Annotated in this window: 16 protein-coding genes; 2 read left to right on the forward strand and 14 right to left on the reverse strand. The window is 71.5% G+C overall.

Annotated features, from left to right (window positions below; all coding sequences use genetic code 11):
- Positions 1-95 precede the first annotated feature (95 nt).
- Complete coding sequence (locus J7I97_RS15630; protein ID WP_214935236.1) at positions 96-1,085, forward strand: GNAT family N-acetyltransferase; 990 nt, start codon at positions 96-98, stop codon at positions 1,083-1,085.
- Entirely contained in the window at positions 1,082-1,879 is a 798-nt protein-coding gene (locus J7I97_RS15635; RefSeq protein ID WP_214935238.1) for a transglutaminase-like domain-containing protein, read from the forward strand. Before J7I97_RS15630 ends, J7I97_RS15635 begins: the two co-directional genes overlap by 4 nt.
- Positions 1,880-2,059: 180 nt before the next feature.
- On the opposite strand, the gene J7I97_RS15640 is transcribed toward J7I97_RS15635, so the two are convergent.
- The 14 genes from J7I97_RS15640 to J7I97_RS15705 form a co-directional block, all read right to left on the reverse strand.
- Entirely contained in the window at positions 2,060-2,677 is a 618-nt protein-coding gene (locus J7I97_RS15640) for a response regulator transcription factor (protein WP_214935240.1), read from the reverse strand.
- Positions 2,674-3,852 carry a sensor histidine kinase gene (locus tag J7I97_RS15645; protein WP_308363752.1) on the reverse strand — a complete coding sequence of 393 codons (1,179 nt, stop codon included), beginning with the start codon at positions 3,850-3,852 and terminating at the stop codon, positions 2,674-2,676. Before J7I97_RS15645 ends, J7I97_RS15640 begins: the two co-directional genes overlap by 4 nt.
- 4 nt (positions 3,853-3,856) lie before the next feature.
- Positions 3,857-4,597, reverse strand: a complete 741-nt coding sequence (locus J7I97_RS15650; RefSeq protein WP_214935242.1) for an ABC transporter permease — start codon at positions 4,595-4,597, stop codon at positions 3,857-3,859.
- Complete coding sequence (locus J7I97_RS15655; protein ID WP_214935244.1) at positions 4,594-5,541, reverse strand: ABC transporter ATP-binding protein; 948 nt, start codon at positions 5,539-5,541, stop codon at positions 4,594-4,596. Before J7I97_RS15655 ends, J7I97_RS15650 begins: the two co-directional genes overlap by 4 nt.
- Before the next feature lie 145 nt (positions 5,542-5,686).
- Entirely contained in the window at positions 5,687-7,666 is a 1,980-nt protein-coding gene (locus J7I97_RS15660) for a hypothetical protein (RefSeq protein ID WP_308369167.1), read from the reverse strand.
- Positions 7,667-8,025: 359 nt separating this feature from the next.
- Positions 8,026-8,409, reverse strand: a complete 384-nt coding sequence (locus tag J7I97_RS15665) for a DUF6113 family protein (protein ID WP_214935248.1) — start codon at positions 8,407-8,409, stop codon at positions 8,026-8,028.
- The gene (gene mshB, locus J7I97_RS15670; RefSeq protein ID WP_214935250.1) at positions 8,406-9,302 is read right to left on the reverse strand and encodes an N-acetyl-1-D-myo-inositol-2-amino-2-deoxy-alpha-D-glucopyranoside deacetylase; all 897 of its coding nucleotides are present in this window, start codon (positions 9,300-9,302) and stop codon (positions 8,406-8,408) included. Before mshB ends, J7I97_RS15665 begins: the two co-directional genes overlap by 4 nt.
- A 24-nt stretch (positions 9,303-9,326) precedes the next feature.
- Positions 9,327-9,521, reverse strand: a complete 195-nt coding sequence (locus tag J7I97_RS15675; protein WP_214935252.1) for a hypothetical protein — start codon at positions 9,519-9,521, stop codon at positions 9,327-9,329.
- A 345-nt stretch (positions 9,522-9,866) separates the two neighbouring features.
- Positions 9,867-10,979, reverse strand: a complete 1,113-nt coding sequence (locus tag J7I97_RS15680) for an ABC transporter ATP-binding protein (protein ID WP_214935254.1) — start codon at positions 10,977-10,979, stop codon at positions 9,867-9,869.
- A complete protein-coding gene (locus tag J7I97_RS15685; protein ID WP_214935256.1) occupies positions 10,972-11,946 on the reverse strand; it encodes an ABC transporter ATP-binding protein in 975 nt (324 codons plus the stop codon). The genes J7I97_RS15680 and J7I97_RS15685 overlap by 8 nt, the downstream gene beginning before the upstream one ends.
- 12 nt (positions 11,947-11,958) lie before the next feature.
- Complete coding sequence (locus tag J7I97_RS15690; protein ID WP_214935258.1) at positions 11,959-12,963, reverse strand: ABC transporter permease; 1,005 nt, start codon at positions 12,961-12,963, stop codon at positions 11,959-11,961.
- Positions 12,956-13,879, reverse strand: coding sequence for an ABC transporter permease (locus tag J7I97_RS15695; RefSeq protein WP_214935260.1), 924 nt, complete (start codon positions 13,877-13,879; stop codon positions 12,956-12,958). Before J7I97_RS15695 ends, J7I97_RS15690 begins: the two co-directional genes overlap by 8 nt.
- Positions 13,880-13,909: 30 nt before the next feature.
- Positions 13,910-15,532 (reverse strand): ABC transporter substrate-binding protein, encoded by a 1,623-nt coding sequence (locus tag J7I97_RS15700; RefSeq protein ID WP_214935262.1) that lies wholly within the window; start codon positions 15,530-15,532, stop codon positions 13,910-13,912.
- Between the two features lie 108 nt (positions 15,533-15,640).
- Positions 15,641-16,579 (reverse strand): N-acetyltransferase, encoded by a 939-nt coding sequence (locus J7I97_RS15705; protein WP_251050107.1) that lies wholly within the window; start codon positions 16,577-16,579, stop codon positions 15,641-15,643.
- Between the last annotated feature and the right edge of the window lie 41 nt (positions 16,580-16,620).

Consider the following 16,620-nt stretch of genomic DNA (forward strand, 5'->3'; position numbering starts at 1 on the left):
GCTTTCCATATCGCGCGGGAGCGCGGCGTCGTCGATGCCCGCATCTAGTATCTCCGTTCCCGGGCACGATCCGAACAGGAGGGGCGGACAGAGCTGTGGAAATCACTGCCGGAGGACTGCTGGAGATCCGTATTACCCCCGCTGACGTGGGTAAACGAGTCTCTGTACGGCGGGTCGATCTTGACCGGAGCGGACCACCCGAGTTCAGCGACACGGTAGGGGTTCTCACATCCTGGGACGAGGGTGTGCTGCTGATCACACAGAAGAACGGCAAGCCCGTCCGTATCGCGGAATCGTCGCTGGTCGCGGGCAAGGTCGTGCCCCCGGCGCCGGCCCGGCGACGGGGTCCGGCGGCCTCTTTCGAGGAGCTGGCGAGGGTCACGGCGCGGGCGTGGGTGCCGCTGGAGAGTGAGCCGCTGGGCGAGTGGACGCTGCGCGCGGCCGGTGGATTCACCCGGCGGGCCAACTCCGTGCTGCCGCTCGGCGACCCGGGGATGCAGTTGGACGAAGCACTCGCTCGAGTGACCTCCTGGTACGCGGAACGCGGGCTTCCGGCGTACGTACAGGCCGCGACGGGGGCCGTGGGCACGCAGGAGCTGCTGTGTGCGGAGCTGGAGCGGCGGGGCTGGGTGAACGAGGTGTCGGCGGAGGTCCGCATCGGGGCGCTGGCGCCGATCGCGGACGTGGACGCGGACCTTTCGGACGTACGTCTGACCCGCGCCCCGGACGAGGCCTGGCTGGGCCGGTACGGGCGGGTCAAGGACCCGGCGCTGGCCAGGCGGATGCTGGTGGAGGGGCCGTCGGTGTGGTTCGCGTCCCTGGCCGGGGGCCGGGCCATCGGGCGGTGCGTGGTGGACGGCCGGTGGGCCGGGTTCGCTGCGGTGACGGTCGATCCCGCGCACCGGCGGGAGGGTCTGGCGACGGCGGTGATGGCGGCGCTGGCGCGGCAGGCGCTGGACGAGGGCGCGTCGGCGGCGTGGCTCCAGGTGGAGACGGACAACTCGGGGGCGCGGGGGCTGTACGACGGGATGGGCTTCGCGACGCACCACGCGTACCACCACTACCGGGCCGGGGCCGCGGAATGACTTCCTCGTTCCGCGAACAGTTCGCGGCGGAGGCTCGGTCGGAGCGGCCCGATCTGGCGCTGCTGTGCCTGCTGCTGGCGGCCGAGGCGGATCCGGAGGTGGACGAACGGGTCATCGACTGGGCCCAGATCGAGCTGGACCGGCTGGCGGGGATGCTGCCGTACGGGCTGCGGGGCCGGGGCGGGAAGGCGTGGGCGTCGGCGGTGACGGAGCTGCTGGGCGGGAGGCTCGGCTTCCACGGGACGCCCGCGGACTACGACAGGCTGTCGTCCTCGCTGCTGCACGAGGTGCTGCGGCGGCGGCGCGGGCTGCCGATCCTGCTGTCGGTGGTGTGGCTGGAGGTGGCCCGGCGGGCGGGGGCGCCGGTGTACGGGCTGGGGCTGCCGGGGCACTTCGTGGTGGGCTTCGGGGATCCGGAGGAGGGGGTGGTGGTGGACCCCTTCGCGGGGGGCGCCTCGCTGGGCGCGGGGCCGGCGGAGCTGGCGGCGGGGCCGCGGGAGCCGGCCCGTACGTTGGACATCGTCCTGCGGATCCTGAACAACATCCGGGCCTGGGCGTCGGCCCGGCCGGAGCACTCGGGGGTGGCGTTGTGGGCGGTGGAGCTGTCGCTGCTGCTGCCGTCGCATCCGGCGTTGCTGCGGTACGAGCGGGCGCGGCTGCTGGTGGAGCGGGGCTCCTTCCAGGAGGGGGCCGCGGAACTCGACGCGTACGCGGCCGTCGTGGACGCGGTGGACTCCGCGACGGCGACCCGCATCCGCGCCGAGGCCACCTCCGCCCGCGCCCTCCTGAACTGACCCACCCCCGCTGCGCGGGCCTCCCGGGCTCCGCCCAGACCCGCGCCTCAAACGCCGGCGGGGCTGGATGTGGCTGCCGCCGGGCAAGATCCAGCCCCGCCGGCGTTTGAGGCGAACCTCCAGCCCCGCCGGCGTTTGAGGCGCGGGGGCTGGGGCGGAGCCCCAGGGGCGCGGAGGTGGTTAGAGCCAGCCCTTGTCGCGGGCCGTGCGGATGGCTTCGGCGCGGTTGCGCGAGGCCAGCTTCTGGATCGCCGTCGAGAGGTAGTTGCGGACCGTGCCCGGGGACAGGTTGAGCTGTTGCGCCAGTTCGGCGTTGGTCGCGCCGTGCTCCGCCGCCCGCAGAACCTCCCGCTCGCGGTCCGTCAGCGGGTTCGCGCCCTCCGCCAGGGCCGCCGCCGCGAGCGTGGGGTCGATGACCCGTTCGCCCGCCAGGACCTTGCGTACTGCGTCGGCGAGTTGCGCGGCCGGGGCGTCCTTGACCAGGAACGCCGAGGCGCCCGCCTCCATCGCTCCGCGGAGGTAGCCCGGGCGGCCGAAGGTCGTCAGGATGACGATCCGGATGGCCGGGAGGGACGCGCGAAGGGCCGCCGCGGCTTCGATTCCCGTCATGCCCGGCATCTCGATGTCCAGCAGGGCGACGTTCACGTCGTGGGCTCGGGCCGCCGCCACCACCTCGTCGCCGCGGGCGACTTGGGCCCGCACCTCGATGTCCGGCTCCAGGCCGAGCAGCGCGGCGAGGGCCTCGCGGACCATCGACTGGTCCTCCGCCAGGAGGATGCGGATGGGGCGTGCGCTCATGATCCCGATCCTAGGGGGACGCGGGCCTGGAGGCGGAAGCCCGTCCTGTCGGCGGGACCGGCCAAGAGGGTGCCGCCCACCGCCTCCAGGCGTTCCGTCAGGCCTGTCAGGCCGTTGCCGGGTACCGGCTGGCCGCCCGCGCCGTCGTCCGAGACCGTCAGTTCGACGAACCGGCCGGCCAGGGTCTGGCGGGCCTCCAGTGTGATCGCGCAGCTCCTCGCGCCGCTGTGGCGGACCACGTTCGTCACCGCCTCGCGCAGCGACCAGGCCAGGGCCGATTCCGCCTCCTCCGGGAGGGATCCGGGAACCTCCTCCGCCGGGAGGGACACCAGGACTCCCGCCGCCGCCAGCGCGGTCCGCGCACCCGCCAGTTCGCCCGGCAGGGTGGGCCGCCGGTAGCCGCTCACGGCCTCCCGTACGTCCACCAGCGCCTGCCGGCTGACCCGCTCGATGTCCGCCACCTGCTGGGCGGCGGCCTCCGGCTGCCCGGGCAGCATCCGGCCCGCCAGCTCGCTCTTGAGCGTGATCAGCGACAGCGAGTGGCCCAGCAGGTCGTGCAGGTCCCGGGCCATCCGCAGCCGTTCCTCGTTGGCGGCGAGCTGCGCCACCGTGGCCCGGGCCTCGCGCAGTTCGATGGTGGTACGGATCATCGCGCGGATGCCGACCATCGCGAAGCCGCCCATCAGGGCCGGGATCAGCAGGCCCGCCAGGTAGGCGTCGCCGTCCGGGAGCGCGAGGGCCGTGGCCGTCATCAGGGCGGTCGCTCCCGGGACCGTCCACCGGGAGATCTCCCCGGGCAGCGCGACGCCCGAGGAGATGGACACGTAGACGAAGAGCACGAGCCATTCGCGGCCCAGGCTCAGCGACAGGACCGTGGCCTGCGTGGCGAGCACCGCCACGGAGAGCAGGACCCGGCGGACCGCCATCTGCGGGACGGTGCGGAAGACCAGCACCAGGTACCAGGCGACGAACGCCGCGAGGCCCAGGCCGCCGAGCAGCCGGGCCCCGAGGCCGTGTCCGCCTCTGACCAGGTCGGTGACGGGTGCGCTCAGGTAGAAGAGCCAGATGCTGATCCAGAGGGCCTTCACCACCTTCTGGCCGCGGCTCTCCGGCCGTTTGGCGATCTCGGGGAAGCCCCGGTCTGCGCGGTCTTCGTATTCCTTCGTCCGCGCCACGGGTTCACGCCTTCAGTGAGTCCTTGCGGTACAGCCAGGCGGCGGCACCGGTGAACAGTACGAAGTACGCGGCGAGGATCGCCACGTCCTTGGCGTGCGGCGCCCCGCCCAGCTCGATGGCCTGGCCGAGGCCCGCGTAGGCGTGGGTGGGGAGCCAGCTCGCGATGGTCTGGAGCCACTGCGGGAAGTTGGCCGTGGGCATCCACAGGCCGCCGAGGATCGACAGGCCGAAGTAGAACAGCATCGTGATGGGGCGGACGTTGTCCCCGCTGGCCAGGTATCCGATGGCCACGCCGAGCGCGGCGAAGACCAGGCTGCCGGCCCAGATCGCGCCGGTGAGGGCGAGCCACTGCCAGGCCTCGAACCGTACGTCCTTCACGGCGGCCGCCACCGCGAAGACGACCAGGATGGACGGGAGCGAGAGGACGCCCGCGCTGGCGGTCTTGGCGAGGACGTAGCCGCGGCCGGGGAGGGCGGTCAGCCGCAGCTGGCGGACCCAGCCCTTCTCGCGCTCCTTGGCGATGCGCTCGCTGTTGCCCATGAGGACGGCGGTCAGGGCTCCGAAGGAGGCCATGGCGACCATGTAGAAGGCGGGCATGGTCAGTTCGGTGCCCATGACCTTGGTGGTGCCGTCGAGGGTGCCGCCGAGCATCAGGAAGAGGGCGGCCGGGTAGAGCACGGTGAAGAAGAGGTACTTCTTGTTGCGCAGGGCTCGGGTGATTTCGAGCTTGATGAGCACGTTCACTGGGTGGCCTCCTCGGTGAGGGCGATGAAGGCCTGTTCCAGGCCGAGGCCCGCGACCTCCAGGTTGCGGGGGTAGAGCCCGAGCGCGTACACGGCGTGGACGGTCGCGTCGGCGTCGGCGGACTGGAGCCGCACGGTCGCGCCGTGCCGCTCGTAGGCCCTGAGGGCGGGCAGGGCGCGGAGCATCTGCTCGTCCACTGCGTCGTGGCCGTCCAGGTCGAAGGAGATCTTCCGGGCGCCGGCCTTGGCCTTGATCTCGGCGGCGGTGCCGTCGGCGAGGAGCCGGCCCTTGTTGAGTACCAGCACCCGGTCGGCGATCGCGTCCGCCTCCTCCAGGTAGTGCGTGGCGAAGAGCACCGTGCGGCCCTGGGCGGCCTGTTCCCGCATCGTGGCCCAGAAGGCCTGGCGGGCGGTCACGTCCATGCCGGTGGTCGGCTCGTCGAGCACGATCAGGTCGTTGTGTCCCGCGGTGGCGAGGGCGAAGCGGACGCGCTGCTCCTGGCCGCCGGAGAGCTTGTTGACCGTGCGGCCGGCGATCTCGGAGACTCCGGCGCGGGCCAGTACCTCGTCCACCGGGTACGGGCGGGGGTGCAGGGAGCAGCCGAGCGTGACGAGTTCGCGTACGGTCACGTCCTCCATCAGGCCGCCGCTCTGGAGCATCGCGCCGACCCGGCCGGCCGCGACGGCCTCGCGCGGGGTGGTGCCGAAGAGCCGGACGGAGCCCGAGTCGGCGGGGCGCAGGCCGAGCAGCAGGTCGAGGGTGGAGGACTTGCCGGCTCCGTTGGGGCCCAGGAGTGCGACGGTCTCGCCGGGGTGGAGTTCGAGGGTCAGGCCGTCCACCGCCCGGACGGCGCCGTAGTTCTTGGTCACGTTCTCGAAGCTCACCACGGGGCCGGGTTCTCCGGTGTCCCTGGCGGCGGCTGTGTGCGTCGCGGTCGTCGTCATGGCTCAAGATTCGCCCGTACGGGGGTGCTCGCGGCAGTGTCTCCGGTCGTGAGTGCCGGATGACAGATGTCATGCGCAGGACGTGACAGAGCCCCCGCCCGAGGTCTGGGAGGGGGCTCTGACCTGCTGTTTTACCCGGTGTGGGTCAGCTGGCGTTGGTGTCGATGAGGACGGTCCGCTCGGCGAGGGTCTTGCCGCGCAGGGCCTTGCCGAGGGCGCCCGCGACGTCCTGCGGGGTCACCGCGGTCTTGTCGCCGGTGCCGCGGGTGATCAGGATCCCGTCGAAGGTGTTCCCGTAGAGCTCCTTCAGTGCTTCGAGGTCGTACTTCTCGACGAGGTGGCCGTCGACGACCTGCATGCTGAGGATCTTGGGAAGGGAGACCTTCGGGCCGAAGGCGATGGACTTGGTGCCCGCCTTGACGATGGCGTTCTGGGACATCGCGGGGGTGGCGAACTCCCGCATGGCCCGGTCCAGTTCCTCCTGGCCGATGACCGGCTCCTTGGTGGTGACCGGGAGTTCGGACACTGCGGTCTTGCCGGTGGCGACCACGTCGCGGAAGGCCTTGGTGACCTGCGCGGTGGAGGCGTCCACGTCGAGGGTGCTGCCGGCCTTGCCGGGGACGGGGACGGCCTTGCCCGGCTCGAACGTGATGGTCCCCTCGGTGGCGGTGCCGGCGGTCCCGGCGAGCTCCTGGAGGGCGACCTGGAGCTTCTCCTCGTCGACCGGCATCACGGGGTCGGCGACGCGCTCGTTGCCGAGGAGCGAGCCGATGACGGTGACGGGGTTGTAGTCGCTGCCCGCCGCGTTGCGGACGGTGGTCTGGCTGTCCAGGGTCAGGCCGGCCTTCTCGGGCTTCAGCTCGACCTGCTTGCCGCCGACGCTCAGCTGGAGCGGGGCGGCGGCGCGGTTGCCGAAGGCGGTCTGGAGCTTGGCGACGGCCTCGTCGCGGCTGCCGCTGATGTCGACGCCGAGGACGGTGGTGCCCTTGGGGACGTCGGAGTGGTTCAGGAGCAACCCGGCGCCGTAGGCCACGCCGAACAGGGCGATGACGGCGCCACCGAGGAGGACCACCTTGGAGCGGCCCTTCTTGGCGGGCTTGGCCGCCTTGGCCGCCTTGCCCGGCTCGGGGGTGCGGGCCGGGGCCGGGGCCGCCGGGCCGGGGGCCGGTACGGGGGTGTCCAGTTCGGGGCCGGGCCAGGGCGCCGGCTCGTCGGCGCGGATGGGCGTCGTCCCGAACACGGGGCCACCGGTGGGCCCGGCGGGCTCGCGGTAAGGAGGGAACGCCTCGGTGGACGGGCCGCCGTCGTACGCCGGGCCCCCCGGGGCGGAGCCGACGCCGGGGCCGCCGGGGACACGCGGGTACGGGGAACCGGGACCCGCCGGGCCGCCGGAGGCGGGCGGGTACGCGGCACCGGGGGCCGCGGGGCCGCCGGGGGCCGGTGCGTAGCCCGCACCCGGCGCGCCGGGGCGCTGGCCCGTGACGGACGGGGGGAACCCGGGGACGCGGGCGCCGTCGGTACGCACGCCCGCCGGGGGCGTGTCGAAGCCGGGGACGGCAGGGCCGCCGGTACGCGGCGCACCCGCGCGGGGCCCGTCGAAGCCGGGGCCGGCCGGGGCCGGGGCGGAGCCGCCGTCGGGACGGCCGCCGGGGCCGCCCGTCGGCGACGGGTAGGCGGAACCGGGGCCCGCCGGACCGCCGGGACCCGCCGGACCGCCGGGGCCGCCGGAGGCCGGCGGGTAGCCGGCGCCGCGGCCTGCCGGAGCGGGCGGGCCGCTCGGGAGGGCCGCCGGGGGCGGGGTCGCGGCCGCGGGCGGAGCCGACTTCCGGGGAGCGAACCAGTTGCTGGGCGCCCCCTCCGGCTCGGCCGGGGCGGAGTCGGGCTCCGCCCCGGCCTCGATCCGGGTCGGCACGGGCCGCGGCTTGGGGTCGCGCGCCGGTGCCTGCGAGGCCGCCGGCGCGGGCGCGTCGCCGGCCGCGTCGTCGGCGGAGGCACCGTTGACGGGCTTGCGTACGACCACCGGCGGAATCGGCCGCGAACCCGGGATGTTGATCCGGATCCGGGTCGTCAGGGTGGTCTCGGTCTTCGGCCCGTCGGTGTCGGGCGTGGACGGATTCGAGGTCACAGAGTTCTCCTCCGGGGCGGTCGCCGCGCCGGGCCGGGGTGGCACAGCCGTGGACGGATACTGGCCGGTTCCATACGGCGGGGTACCCGAGGGGTAGGCGGCTCCGCCGCGCCCCTGGGGCCCGGAGGACGAACTGTCAGTTTCACGACTCAAGGCAGGTTCTCCCGGTTGGCTCCGCCGCCCGTCATACCGTGCGCGGGCAGCTCGGCGGCCCGTCCACCATACTGGCCGCCGCCCGCGCCCAATCGACCCCGGGGAATCAAGGATTCCCCTTCACCTCGCCCAAGCCGCCCTCAAAGCACCCGAAATGCCCCGGTCAACGCCCCCGGCCGGGCCTGGGAACGGAGTTCAACGCCCCGTCACCTGCCGGGCCTCGCGGCCGAAACCTGCCGATCCGCCGGGATCCACATCGTGGCGCAGATCACAGCGAGCGCCGCCCCACCCAAAAGGTATACATACATACCGATTCCGGCCGAACTCAGCAGGAAGTCCCCTTCAGGGCGGGGGACGCTGACCATCACGTACGAGAGGAACCAGCCGGCCGCCGCCGCGCCCACCCCGAGACCGGTGCCCAGGGCGAGCCGGCCCCCGAGGAACAGTCCGAACAGGGCCAGCAGCGCGAGCACCAGACCGCCGGGGAACCACAGGTCCACCACGAGCCAGCCCGCCCCGCCGGTCAGCACTCCCGCCGCCAACAGGCCGACGCAGGCGGCGATCCGCCCCGGGGTCAGCCCCGCGGTCATGCCCGCACCCCCGCGAACAGGTCGTGCTCGCGCGCACCGTCCGGGGTGCCCCGCCGGCCCGCGGCCAACTCGTAGTACTCACGGGCGAACAGCGGCTGCGCCAGGTCGTTGGAGAGCGCGAAGAAGGGCCCGTCCACGGCGATCTGGGTGGCGTGCGCCCGCATCGCGGCCGCCTTGGCCCCGACGAACTTCTCATCGGCGCCGATCTCGGCGGTGATCCGCTCGTCGGCGACCACGCCCGGCACGTCGTCGGGCGAGGCCAGCCCCGGGAAGGACGCCATCCCCCCGGCCGCGCGCAGCCGGGCGAAGCCCTCCTCGACCACCGAACGCGGGACCCGGTTCCAGTAGACCTTCTCGATCGCGTGCGGGTCGCCGAGGTCGCGCCGGTACGTCTGCTCCGCGGCCAGCTCGGCGCCCCGCATGGCGACGCGGTGGGCCTGGATGTGGTCGGGGTGCCCGTAGCCGCCGTCGGGGTCGTAGGTGACGAGCACCTGCGGACGCAGTTCCCGGATCACCTCCACCAGGCAGGCGGCCGCCTCGTCCACCTCGGCGGACCAGAAGGCGCCACGGCGGCGGTTCTGCTCGGCGCCCATCATCCCGGAGTCCCGGAACCGGCCGGGGCCGCCGAGGAACCGGTGGTCGGTGACGCCCAGTTCCGCCATGGCGGCGGCGAGCTCGCCGATCCGATGGGTGCCGAGGGTGTCGTCGCGGTCGGCCGCCAGGTGGGCGAGCTCGGGCGGGATGACCTCGCCCTCCTCGCCGAGGGTGCAGGTCACCAACGCGACATGGGCGCCCTCGGCCGCGTACTTGGCCATGGTGACGCCGTTGTTGATCGACTCGTCGTCCGGGTGCGCGTGCACGAGGAGCAGACGGCGGGCGGGAAGACCGTTCATGGGGCAAGCGTAACGAGGCGAGGCCTACAGCTTGAGCCCACTGATCATGCCGGCCACGTTCGTGGTGAGCTGGCTGAGCGTCGGCGCGATCGAGGAGCTCGCCAGGTAGAAGCCGAGCAGCACGCAGACGAACGCGTGCCCCGCCTTCAGTCCCGCCCTCCGCACCAACAGGAAGACGATGATCGCCAGCAGCACCACGGCAGAGATCGAGAGTGCCACGGCGTTTCACCTCCACATCGAGCGGACATCGGTACGCGTACTCGTGCTCGGCGGACTCATACCCACCGTGCGCTACCGATCATAACTATCCGTACCAGCGCATCGATCGAATTCCGGCAGCACGAGGGGCGCATGGCGCGCATGAGCGGGGTCACAGAAAGGCCGGCCGGGGAGTCTGTACGCCTCCCCGGCCGGCTGTCGGCACCCGCACGGCCGCACTTCAGCCAGGCTGCATCGCTCAGATCTCGGGGCAGAAACGGGCAAGTTGCCGCCGTGTAAACGGAGTTGTGGCGGCGGTGAGGGGATCCGGGGTGAATATTCGGGGGTGGCGAGAAATGAGCGGTGCTACTCCTTCGCCAGCGGGTTCGACGGCGGAGCGGGCGGCGAAGGCGGGGACGGGGGCGAAGGCGGCGGGCCCGGCGGCGGTGTGAGGTCGCCCTCGGCGGGGACCACCTGCTTCTCGGCCGCGAAGTGGCAGGCCGAGGGATGCGCCGCCGGGCCCGGGGGCAGCGTCTCCGGGATCGCGAGCAGCGGGACCTCGTCGGTGCAGCGCTGCCGGGCCTTCCAGCAGCGGGTGCGAAAGGGACAGCCCGACGGCGGGTTGGCCGGGGACGGGACGTCGCCGGACAGGATGATCCGCTCTCGGTGGACGCGGGCCTCGGGGTCCGGGACGGGCACGGCCGAGAGCAGGGCCTGGGTGTAGGGGTGGGTGGGGTGGTCGTAGATCTGGGTGTCGGTGCCGATCTCCACGATCCGCCCCAGGTACATGACCCCGACCCGGTCGGAGATGTGCCGCACGATCGAGAGGTCGTGCGCGATGAAGACGTAGGACAGGCTGAACTCGTTCTGGAGGCGGTCCAGGAGGTTGATCACCTGGGCCTGGACCGAGACGTCCAGCGCCGAGACCGGCTCGTCCGCGACGATGATCTCCGGCTGCAGGGCCAGGCCCCGCGCGATGCCGATGCGCTGGCGCTGGCCGCCGGAGAACTGGTGCGGATAGCGGTTGATGTACTCCGGGTTCAGGCCGACCACGTCCAGCAGGTCCTGGACCTTGCGCCGGCGGTCGCCCTTCGGGGCCACCTCGGGGTGGATCTCGTAGGGCTCCCCGATGATGTCGCCGACCGTCATGCGCGGGTTCAGCGAGGTGTACGGGTCCTGGAACACCATCTGGATGTTGCGGCGGACGGCCTTCAGCGCGCGCCCCGACAGCTTGGTGATGTCCTCGCCCTTGTACGAGATCGCCCCGGCCGTCGGGCGTTCCAGGTTGACCAGCATCTTCGCGACCGTGGACTTGCCGCAGCCCGATTCGCCGACGATGCCCAGGGTTTCCCCGGCCCGCAGGTCGAAGGAGACCCCGTCGACCGCCTTGACCGCGCCCACCTGCTTCTTGAAGAGGATGCCCTGGGTGAGCGGGTAGTGCTTGACCAGGTTCCGCACTTCGAGGATCGGCTCAGGCACCGATGCACTCCTTCCAGAAGAAGCACGCGCTGGTGCGGTCCGGGGCGACCTCCGCGAGCGGCGGGACCTCGGCCCGGCAGACGGCCTGTGCCATCGGGCAGCGCGGGTTGAAGGCGCAGCCGGGCGGGATGGCCGTCAGGTTCGGCGGCAGGCCCTTGATCGCGTAGAGCTCCTGGCCCTTCTGGTCCAGACGCGGGATGGAGTCCAGCAGGCCGCGGGTGTACGGGTGCGCGGGCGCCCGGTAGATCTCGTGGACGGGTGCCGCCTCCACGATCCGGCCCGCGTACATGACGGCGATCTTGTCGGCGACGTCCGCGACCACGCCCAGGTCATGGGTGATGAGGATCAGGCCCATGTTCAGCTCCCGCTGGAGCTCCGCCAGCAGGTCCATCACCTGGGCCTGGACGGTGACGTCCAGCGCGGTCGTCGGCTCGTCCGCGATGATCAGCGAGGGCTCCAGGGCCAGCGCCATCGCGATCATGATGCGCTGGCGCATACCGCCCGAGAACTGGTGCGGATAGTCCCCCACCCGCTCCTTGGCGCCCGGGATCTTCACCCGGTCCATCAGCTCGACGGCCTTGGCCTTGGCGTCCTTGCGGGACAGCCCCCGGTGGACCTCGTACATCTCGCCGAGCTGCGCGCCCACGCTCAGCACGGGGTTCAGCGAGGACAGGGCGTCCTGGAAGATCATGGCCATCTCGGCTCCGCGGATCTTCCGCCGCTCGTCCTCCTTCATCTTCAGCAGGTCCGTGCCCTTGAAGAGGATCTCGCCGCCCGCGATCCGGCCGGGCGGCGTCTCCAGGATGCCCATCACCGCCTGGGCGGTCACCGATTTGCCCGACCCGGACTCGCCGAGTACGGCCAGCGTCTCGCCCTCGTCCACCGAGTAGTTGACGCCGTTGACGGCTTTGGCGACTCCGTCCCGCGTACGGAACTCCACATGGAGGTCGCGGACTTCGAGCAGCATGGTGCCCACTCCTCAGCGCAGCTTGGGGTCGAGGGCGTCGCGCACCGCGTCGCCGAGCATGATGAAGGCGAGCACGGTCAGGCTCAGCGCCCCCGCCGGGTAGAGCAGCATGTGCGGGGCGTTGCGGATCTGCGAGGCGGCGTTGGAGATGTCGATGCCCCAGGAGACGGTCGGCGGGCGCAGGCCCACGCCGAGGAAGGACAGGGTGGCCTCCAGGGCGATGTACGTGCCCAGTGCGATGGTGGCGACGACGATGACGGGGGCGACGGCGTTGGGCGCCACGTGCCGCAGCAGCATCCGGGCGTTGCCGGCGCCGAGCGCCCGGGCGGCCTGGACGTAGTCGTTCTGCTTGGCGGTGATCACCGAGCCGCGGGCGATGCGGGCGAGCTGCGGCCAGCCGAGCAGCACGATGAAGCCGACCACCGGCCAGACGGTGGTGCTGGTGACGACGGACAGGAAGACCAGGCCGCCGAGGACGACGGGGATGCCGAAGAAGATGTCCGCGACCCGGGAGAGCAGCGCGTCGCCCCAGCCGCCGAAGAACCCGGCGGACCCGCCGAGGGCGGAGCCGAGGAGGGCCGCGCCGAGGGTGGCGCAGACGCCGACGGTGATGGAGGCGCGGGCTCCGTACACGGTACGGGTGTACACGTCGCAGCCCTGGGTGTCATAGCCGAAGGGGTGCCCGGGGGCGGGGCCCTGCTGGGACTTGGACAGGTCGCATTGCAGCGGGTCGCCGCTCGCGATGAGCTGCGGCCAGATCGCGATGATCACGAGGAACAGGATCAGCAGCGAGGAGACGATGAAGACGGGGTTGCGGCGCAGCTGGTGCCAGGCGTCGGACCACAGGGAGCGGGCCTTCTGCGCGGGGCCGGGGCCCCCGGCCGGCTCCAGGGTCTTCTCCAGGCTCTCGGCCTCATCCAGTGCGAGGTCCATGGTGCCCCCCTGGCCGGTGGGTGCGATCGCCTCGCGGTCGCCGGGTTGTAGCGGGTCGTAGAGCGGGTCGTTGCTCTCAGGCATAACGGATCCTCGGGTCCAGGACCGCGTAGAGCAGGTCGACGAGCAGGTTCGCCAGCAGGAAGACGATGACGAGGATGGTCACGAAGCCGACGACCGTGGGCGAGTTGTTGCGCAGGATGCCCTGGTAGAGCTGGTAGCCGACGCCGTGGATGTTGAAGATCCGCTCGGTGACGATGGCACCGCCCATCAGCGCGCCGATGTCGGTGCCGATGAAGGTGACGACGGGGATCAGCGAGTTGCGCAGCAGGTGCCTGGTGATGACGCGGCGCCTGGGGAGGCCCTTGGCCACGGCCGTGCGGACGTAGTCGGCCTTGACGTTCTCGGCGATGGAGGTCCTGGACAGCCGGGTGACGTACGCGAGGGAGACGAGCGCGAGCACGATGCCCGGCAGGATCAGCTCGTTGAAGGGGGCGTCCGGGGAGACGGTGGGCCGGACCCAGCCCCATTTGACGCCGAAGAGGTACTGGAGCAGATAACCCGTCACGAATGTCGGCACGGAGATGACGACGAGGGTGAGGACCAGCACGCTGGTGTCGACGGCCTTGCCGCGGCGCAGGCCGCTGACCACGCCGAGGGTGATGCCGACGACGATCTCGATGACGATCGCGACGATGGTCAGGCGCAGGGTGACGGGGAAGGCCGAGGCCATGAGCTCGGTGACCGGCTGGCCGTTGAAGGCCGTGCCGAAGTCGCCCTGGAAGATCTGGCCCATGTAGTGGAGGTACTGCTTCCACAGGGGCTGGTCGAGGTAGAGGTCCTTGCGGATGCGTGCGGCGGTGGCGGGGTCCGGGGCCTTGTCGCCGAAGAGGGCCGCGACCGGGTCGCCGAGCGCGTACACCATGAAGAAGATCAGGAACGTGCTGCCGATGAAGACCGGGATCATCTGGAGCAGCCGCCGGATCACATAACGTCCCATGGACTGCTCCAGGATCGATCCGTAGGCGGGTCAGCTGACCTTGATCTGGTCGTACACCGGGACGCTGAACTGGTTGAGTGCCACGTCCGAGATCCGCTCGGAGTAGCCGGCGCTGCCGTTCTGGTACCAGAGCGGGATGGACGGCATCTGATCGGCGAGGACCTTCTCGGCGTCCTGGAACTTGGCGACGGCCTTCGCCTGGTCGCTCTCCTGGTTCGCCTCGTTGATCAGCTTGTCGAACTCGGGGTTGCTGAACTTCCCGTAGTTGGAGGAGGAGCCGGTGTAGTACAGCGGCTCCAGGAAGTTCTGGATCAGCGGGTAGTCGGCCTGCCAGCCGGCGCGGAAGGGGCCGGTGAACTTGAAGGAGCTCTGCTGGTTGCGGAAGTCGGCGAAGGTGCCGACCGGATTGACCGTGCAGACCGGGCCCTCGCCCAGCGCGTTGTTGACGCTGTTGCAGACGGCGTCCATCCAGTCGCGGTGCGAGCCGGTGTCCACATTGGAGGTCAGGGTGAGCTTGCCGCCGGGCAGTCCGCCGGCTTCCTGGATGAGCTTCTTGGCCTCCGCGGGATCGAACTTGCAGGCGTCCCCGCACAGGGTGGAGCTGAAGCCGCCCTTCTCGCCGAGGGCCGGGGAGGTCCAGTCCTTGGCCGGGGTGCGGGTCTCCCGGAAGATCTGCTTGGTGATCTCGTCACGGTTGATCGCCATGGAGATGCCCCGGCGGACCTTCTCCGTCCCGTCCTTGCTCCAGTTCGGGTCGTACAGAGGGAAGGTGAGGGTCTGGATGATGAGGGCCGGCTGGTTGATGTACCGGTCGCCGAGGTCGTTCTTGACGTTCTTCAGCTGCTGCGCCGGGACGTCGTCGACGAGGTCGAGGTTGCCGGAGATCAGGTCCGTGTAGGCGGTGTTGTTGTCGGTGTAGACCTTCAGGTCCACGCCGCCGTTCTGCGCCTTGTCCTCGCCGGGGTACCCGTCCCACTTGCGCAGCTTCATCGCCGTGCCCTTGGTGTACGAGTCCACGGTGTACGGGCCGTTGCCGACCGGCTTGTTCAGCCAGCCGGCGTGGTCGGTGAAGAAGGCCTTGGGCAGCGGGGAGAAGGCCTGGTAGCCGAGGGTGTCCGGCCAGGTGGACCACTTGGCCTTCAGGGCCACCGTGAAGGTCTTGGGGTCCTTGACGACCAGGCCGGACATCGTCTTGGCCTTGGGCTCGCCGGAGGCCGGGTGCACGTCCTCGTAGCCGACGACGTCGTCGAAGAACGGCGAGTTGTTCTGCTTGTTGCGCACGTCGGCGCCGTAGTTCCAGGCGTCCACGAAGGACTGGGCGGTGACGGGTTCGTCGTTGCTGAACTTCCAGCCGTCCTTCAGCGTGATGGTGAAGTTCTGGTTGTCGGTCGTCTCGATCTTCTCGGCGAGCATGTTATTGGCCTCGCCGGTCTTCGGGTCGTACCGCTTCAGGCCCCGGAAGAGCATGTCGAGGACCTTGCCACCCTGGACCTCGTTGGTGTTGGCGGGCTCCAGCGGATTCTGCGGGTCACCCCACGAGGAGCTGACGATTCCCGCGCCACCGCCGCCGTCGTCCCCGTCGCCGCAGGCCGTCGCCGCGAGGGCGACGGCCACCGCACATGCGGCCCACTTGGCGTGGGTGGCTCCGCGCATGGAGTGCCTCCTCTTGGATCCCAAGACTCACTTAGGCCCCAATGTCACCCTATGTGCGGTGCCGTGCGCTCCTCGTTGGACCGATTGCACCCGCGCGCCTGCCGCCTGTCACCCCTGCGAGTGCAAGGGGAGCTCCCAGGTGTCCACCGCGTAGTGCAGCCTCATGCCGTGCGCCTCGTAGAGCCCGAGGGCGCCGGTTTCGTTGTGGGTGTCCACGCCGAGGCCCACGGTGTCCCGGCCGCGCTCCGCGTAGGCGGCGAAGCCGTGCCGCAGCAGGAAGCCGCCGATGCCCCGGCCGCGCAGGTCCTCGCGTACGCCGATGTGGCTCAGCCAGCCCATGCTGGTGCGGTCGTCCCGGCTGAGCAGCACCCCTACGTCGCCCTGCCCGGGCAGGCCCGCTATCCACACCAGGGACCAGTCGAGCCCCCGGCCGTCGATGTGGTCCAGCCAGGGCCCGTACGCGCGCTCGACATGGCCGAAGTGGGCGGCGAAGGTCTCCTCGACCAGGGCGTGGGCCCGCCGGCGGTCGGCCTCGTCGGCGCCGCAGTGGCGCAGGGTCAGCCCCGCGGGCGGGGCGGGCGGGAGGTCGCCGGCCCGGGAAAGGGCACGGGTCATCACCTGGTAGCGGCGCACGGTGCGGTAGCCGCGGCCGGTCAGGAGGAGGAGGTCGAGGGTGGGCTCGACGTTGAGGTGGAGCCGCAGCACGCCCGCCCCGGCGCCGGCGTTCATCTCGCGGGCCCGGATCTCCATGAGCTCCAGCAGCCGGACGGCGGCCTCGGAATGGCCGGGCAGCACATAGTGGTCGCCGTCGACCCGGCCCGGACCGGAGTCGGCCCACACCAGTGCGTAGGCGACGAGCCGGCCGCCCTGGAAGGCGAGCCAGGAGTCGGTGGCCAGGTCCACCCCGGGGTTGTTGAGGTCGGTCTCGACGGTGCCGAGGTCGGTCTCCGGTCTGCCGATCTCGATCACGTCGACCGCGTTGAGCAGTGCGCAGATGCCGGCGGCGTCCCCGGGCCCGGCGGGCCGGACGGTCAGTGTCTCGGTCATCGGGCCACTCTCCGCCGGGCCGGGCCGCGGCCGCAACTGCC

The organism is Streptomyces sp. ISL-87, from assembly GCF_018614095.1.
Taxonomy (GTDB): domain Bacteria; phylum Actinomycetota; class Actinomycetes; order Streptomycetales; family Streptomycetaceae; genus Streptomyces.

Bases quoted from the DNA above. Each gene is read 5' to 3' on its own strand.
- J7I97_RS15635 (WP_214935238.1), top strand. From the start codon at position 1,082: ATGACTTCCTCGTTCCGCGAACAGTTCGCGGCGGAGGCTCGGTCGGAG.
- J7I97_RS15640 (WP_214935240.1), bottom strand. From the start codon at position 2,677: ATGAGCGCACGCCCCATCCGCATCCTCCTGGCGGAGGACCAGTCGATG.
- J7I97_RS15655 (WP_214935244.1), bottom strand. From the start codon at position 5,541: ATGACGACGACCGCGACGCACACAGCCGCCGCCAGGGACACCGGAGAA.
- J7I97_RS15665 (WP_214935248.1), bottom strand. From the start codon at position 8,409: ATGACCGCGGGGCTGACCCCGGGGCGGATCGCCGCCTGCGTCGGCCTG.
- mshB (WP_214935250.1), bottom strand. From the start codon at position 9,302: ATGAACGGTCTTCCCGCCCGCCGTCTGCTCCTCGTGCACGCGCACCCG.
- J7I97_RS15685 (WP_214935256.1), bottom strand. From the start codon at position 11,946: ATGCTGCTCGAAGTCCGCGACCTCCATGTGGAGTTCCGTACGCGGGAC.
- J7I97_RS15690 (WP_214935258.1), bottom strand. From the start codon at position 12,963: ATGCCTGAGAGCAACGACCCGCTCTACGACCCGCTACAACCCGGCGAC.
- J7I97_RS15695 (WP_214935260.1), bottom strand. From the start codon at position 13,879: ATGGGACGTTATGTGATCCGGCGGCTGCTCCAGATGATCCCGGTCTTC.
- J7I97_RS15700 (WP_214935262.1), bottom strand. From the start codon at position 15,532: ATGCGCGGAGCCACCCACGCCAAGTGGGCCGCATGTGCGGTGGCCGTC.
- J7I97_RS15705 (WP_251050107.1), bottom strand. From the start codon at position 16,579: ATGACCGAGACACTGACCGTCCGGCCCGCCGGGCCCGGGGACGCCGCC.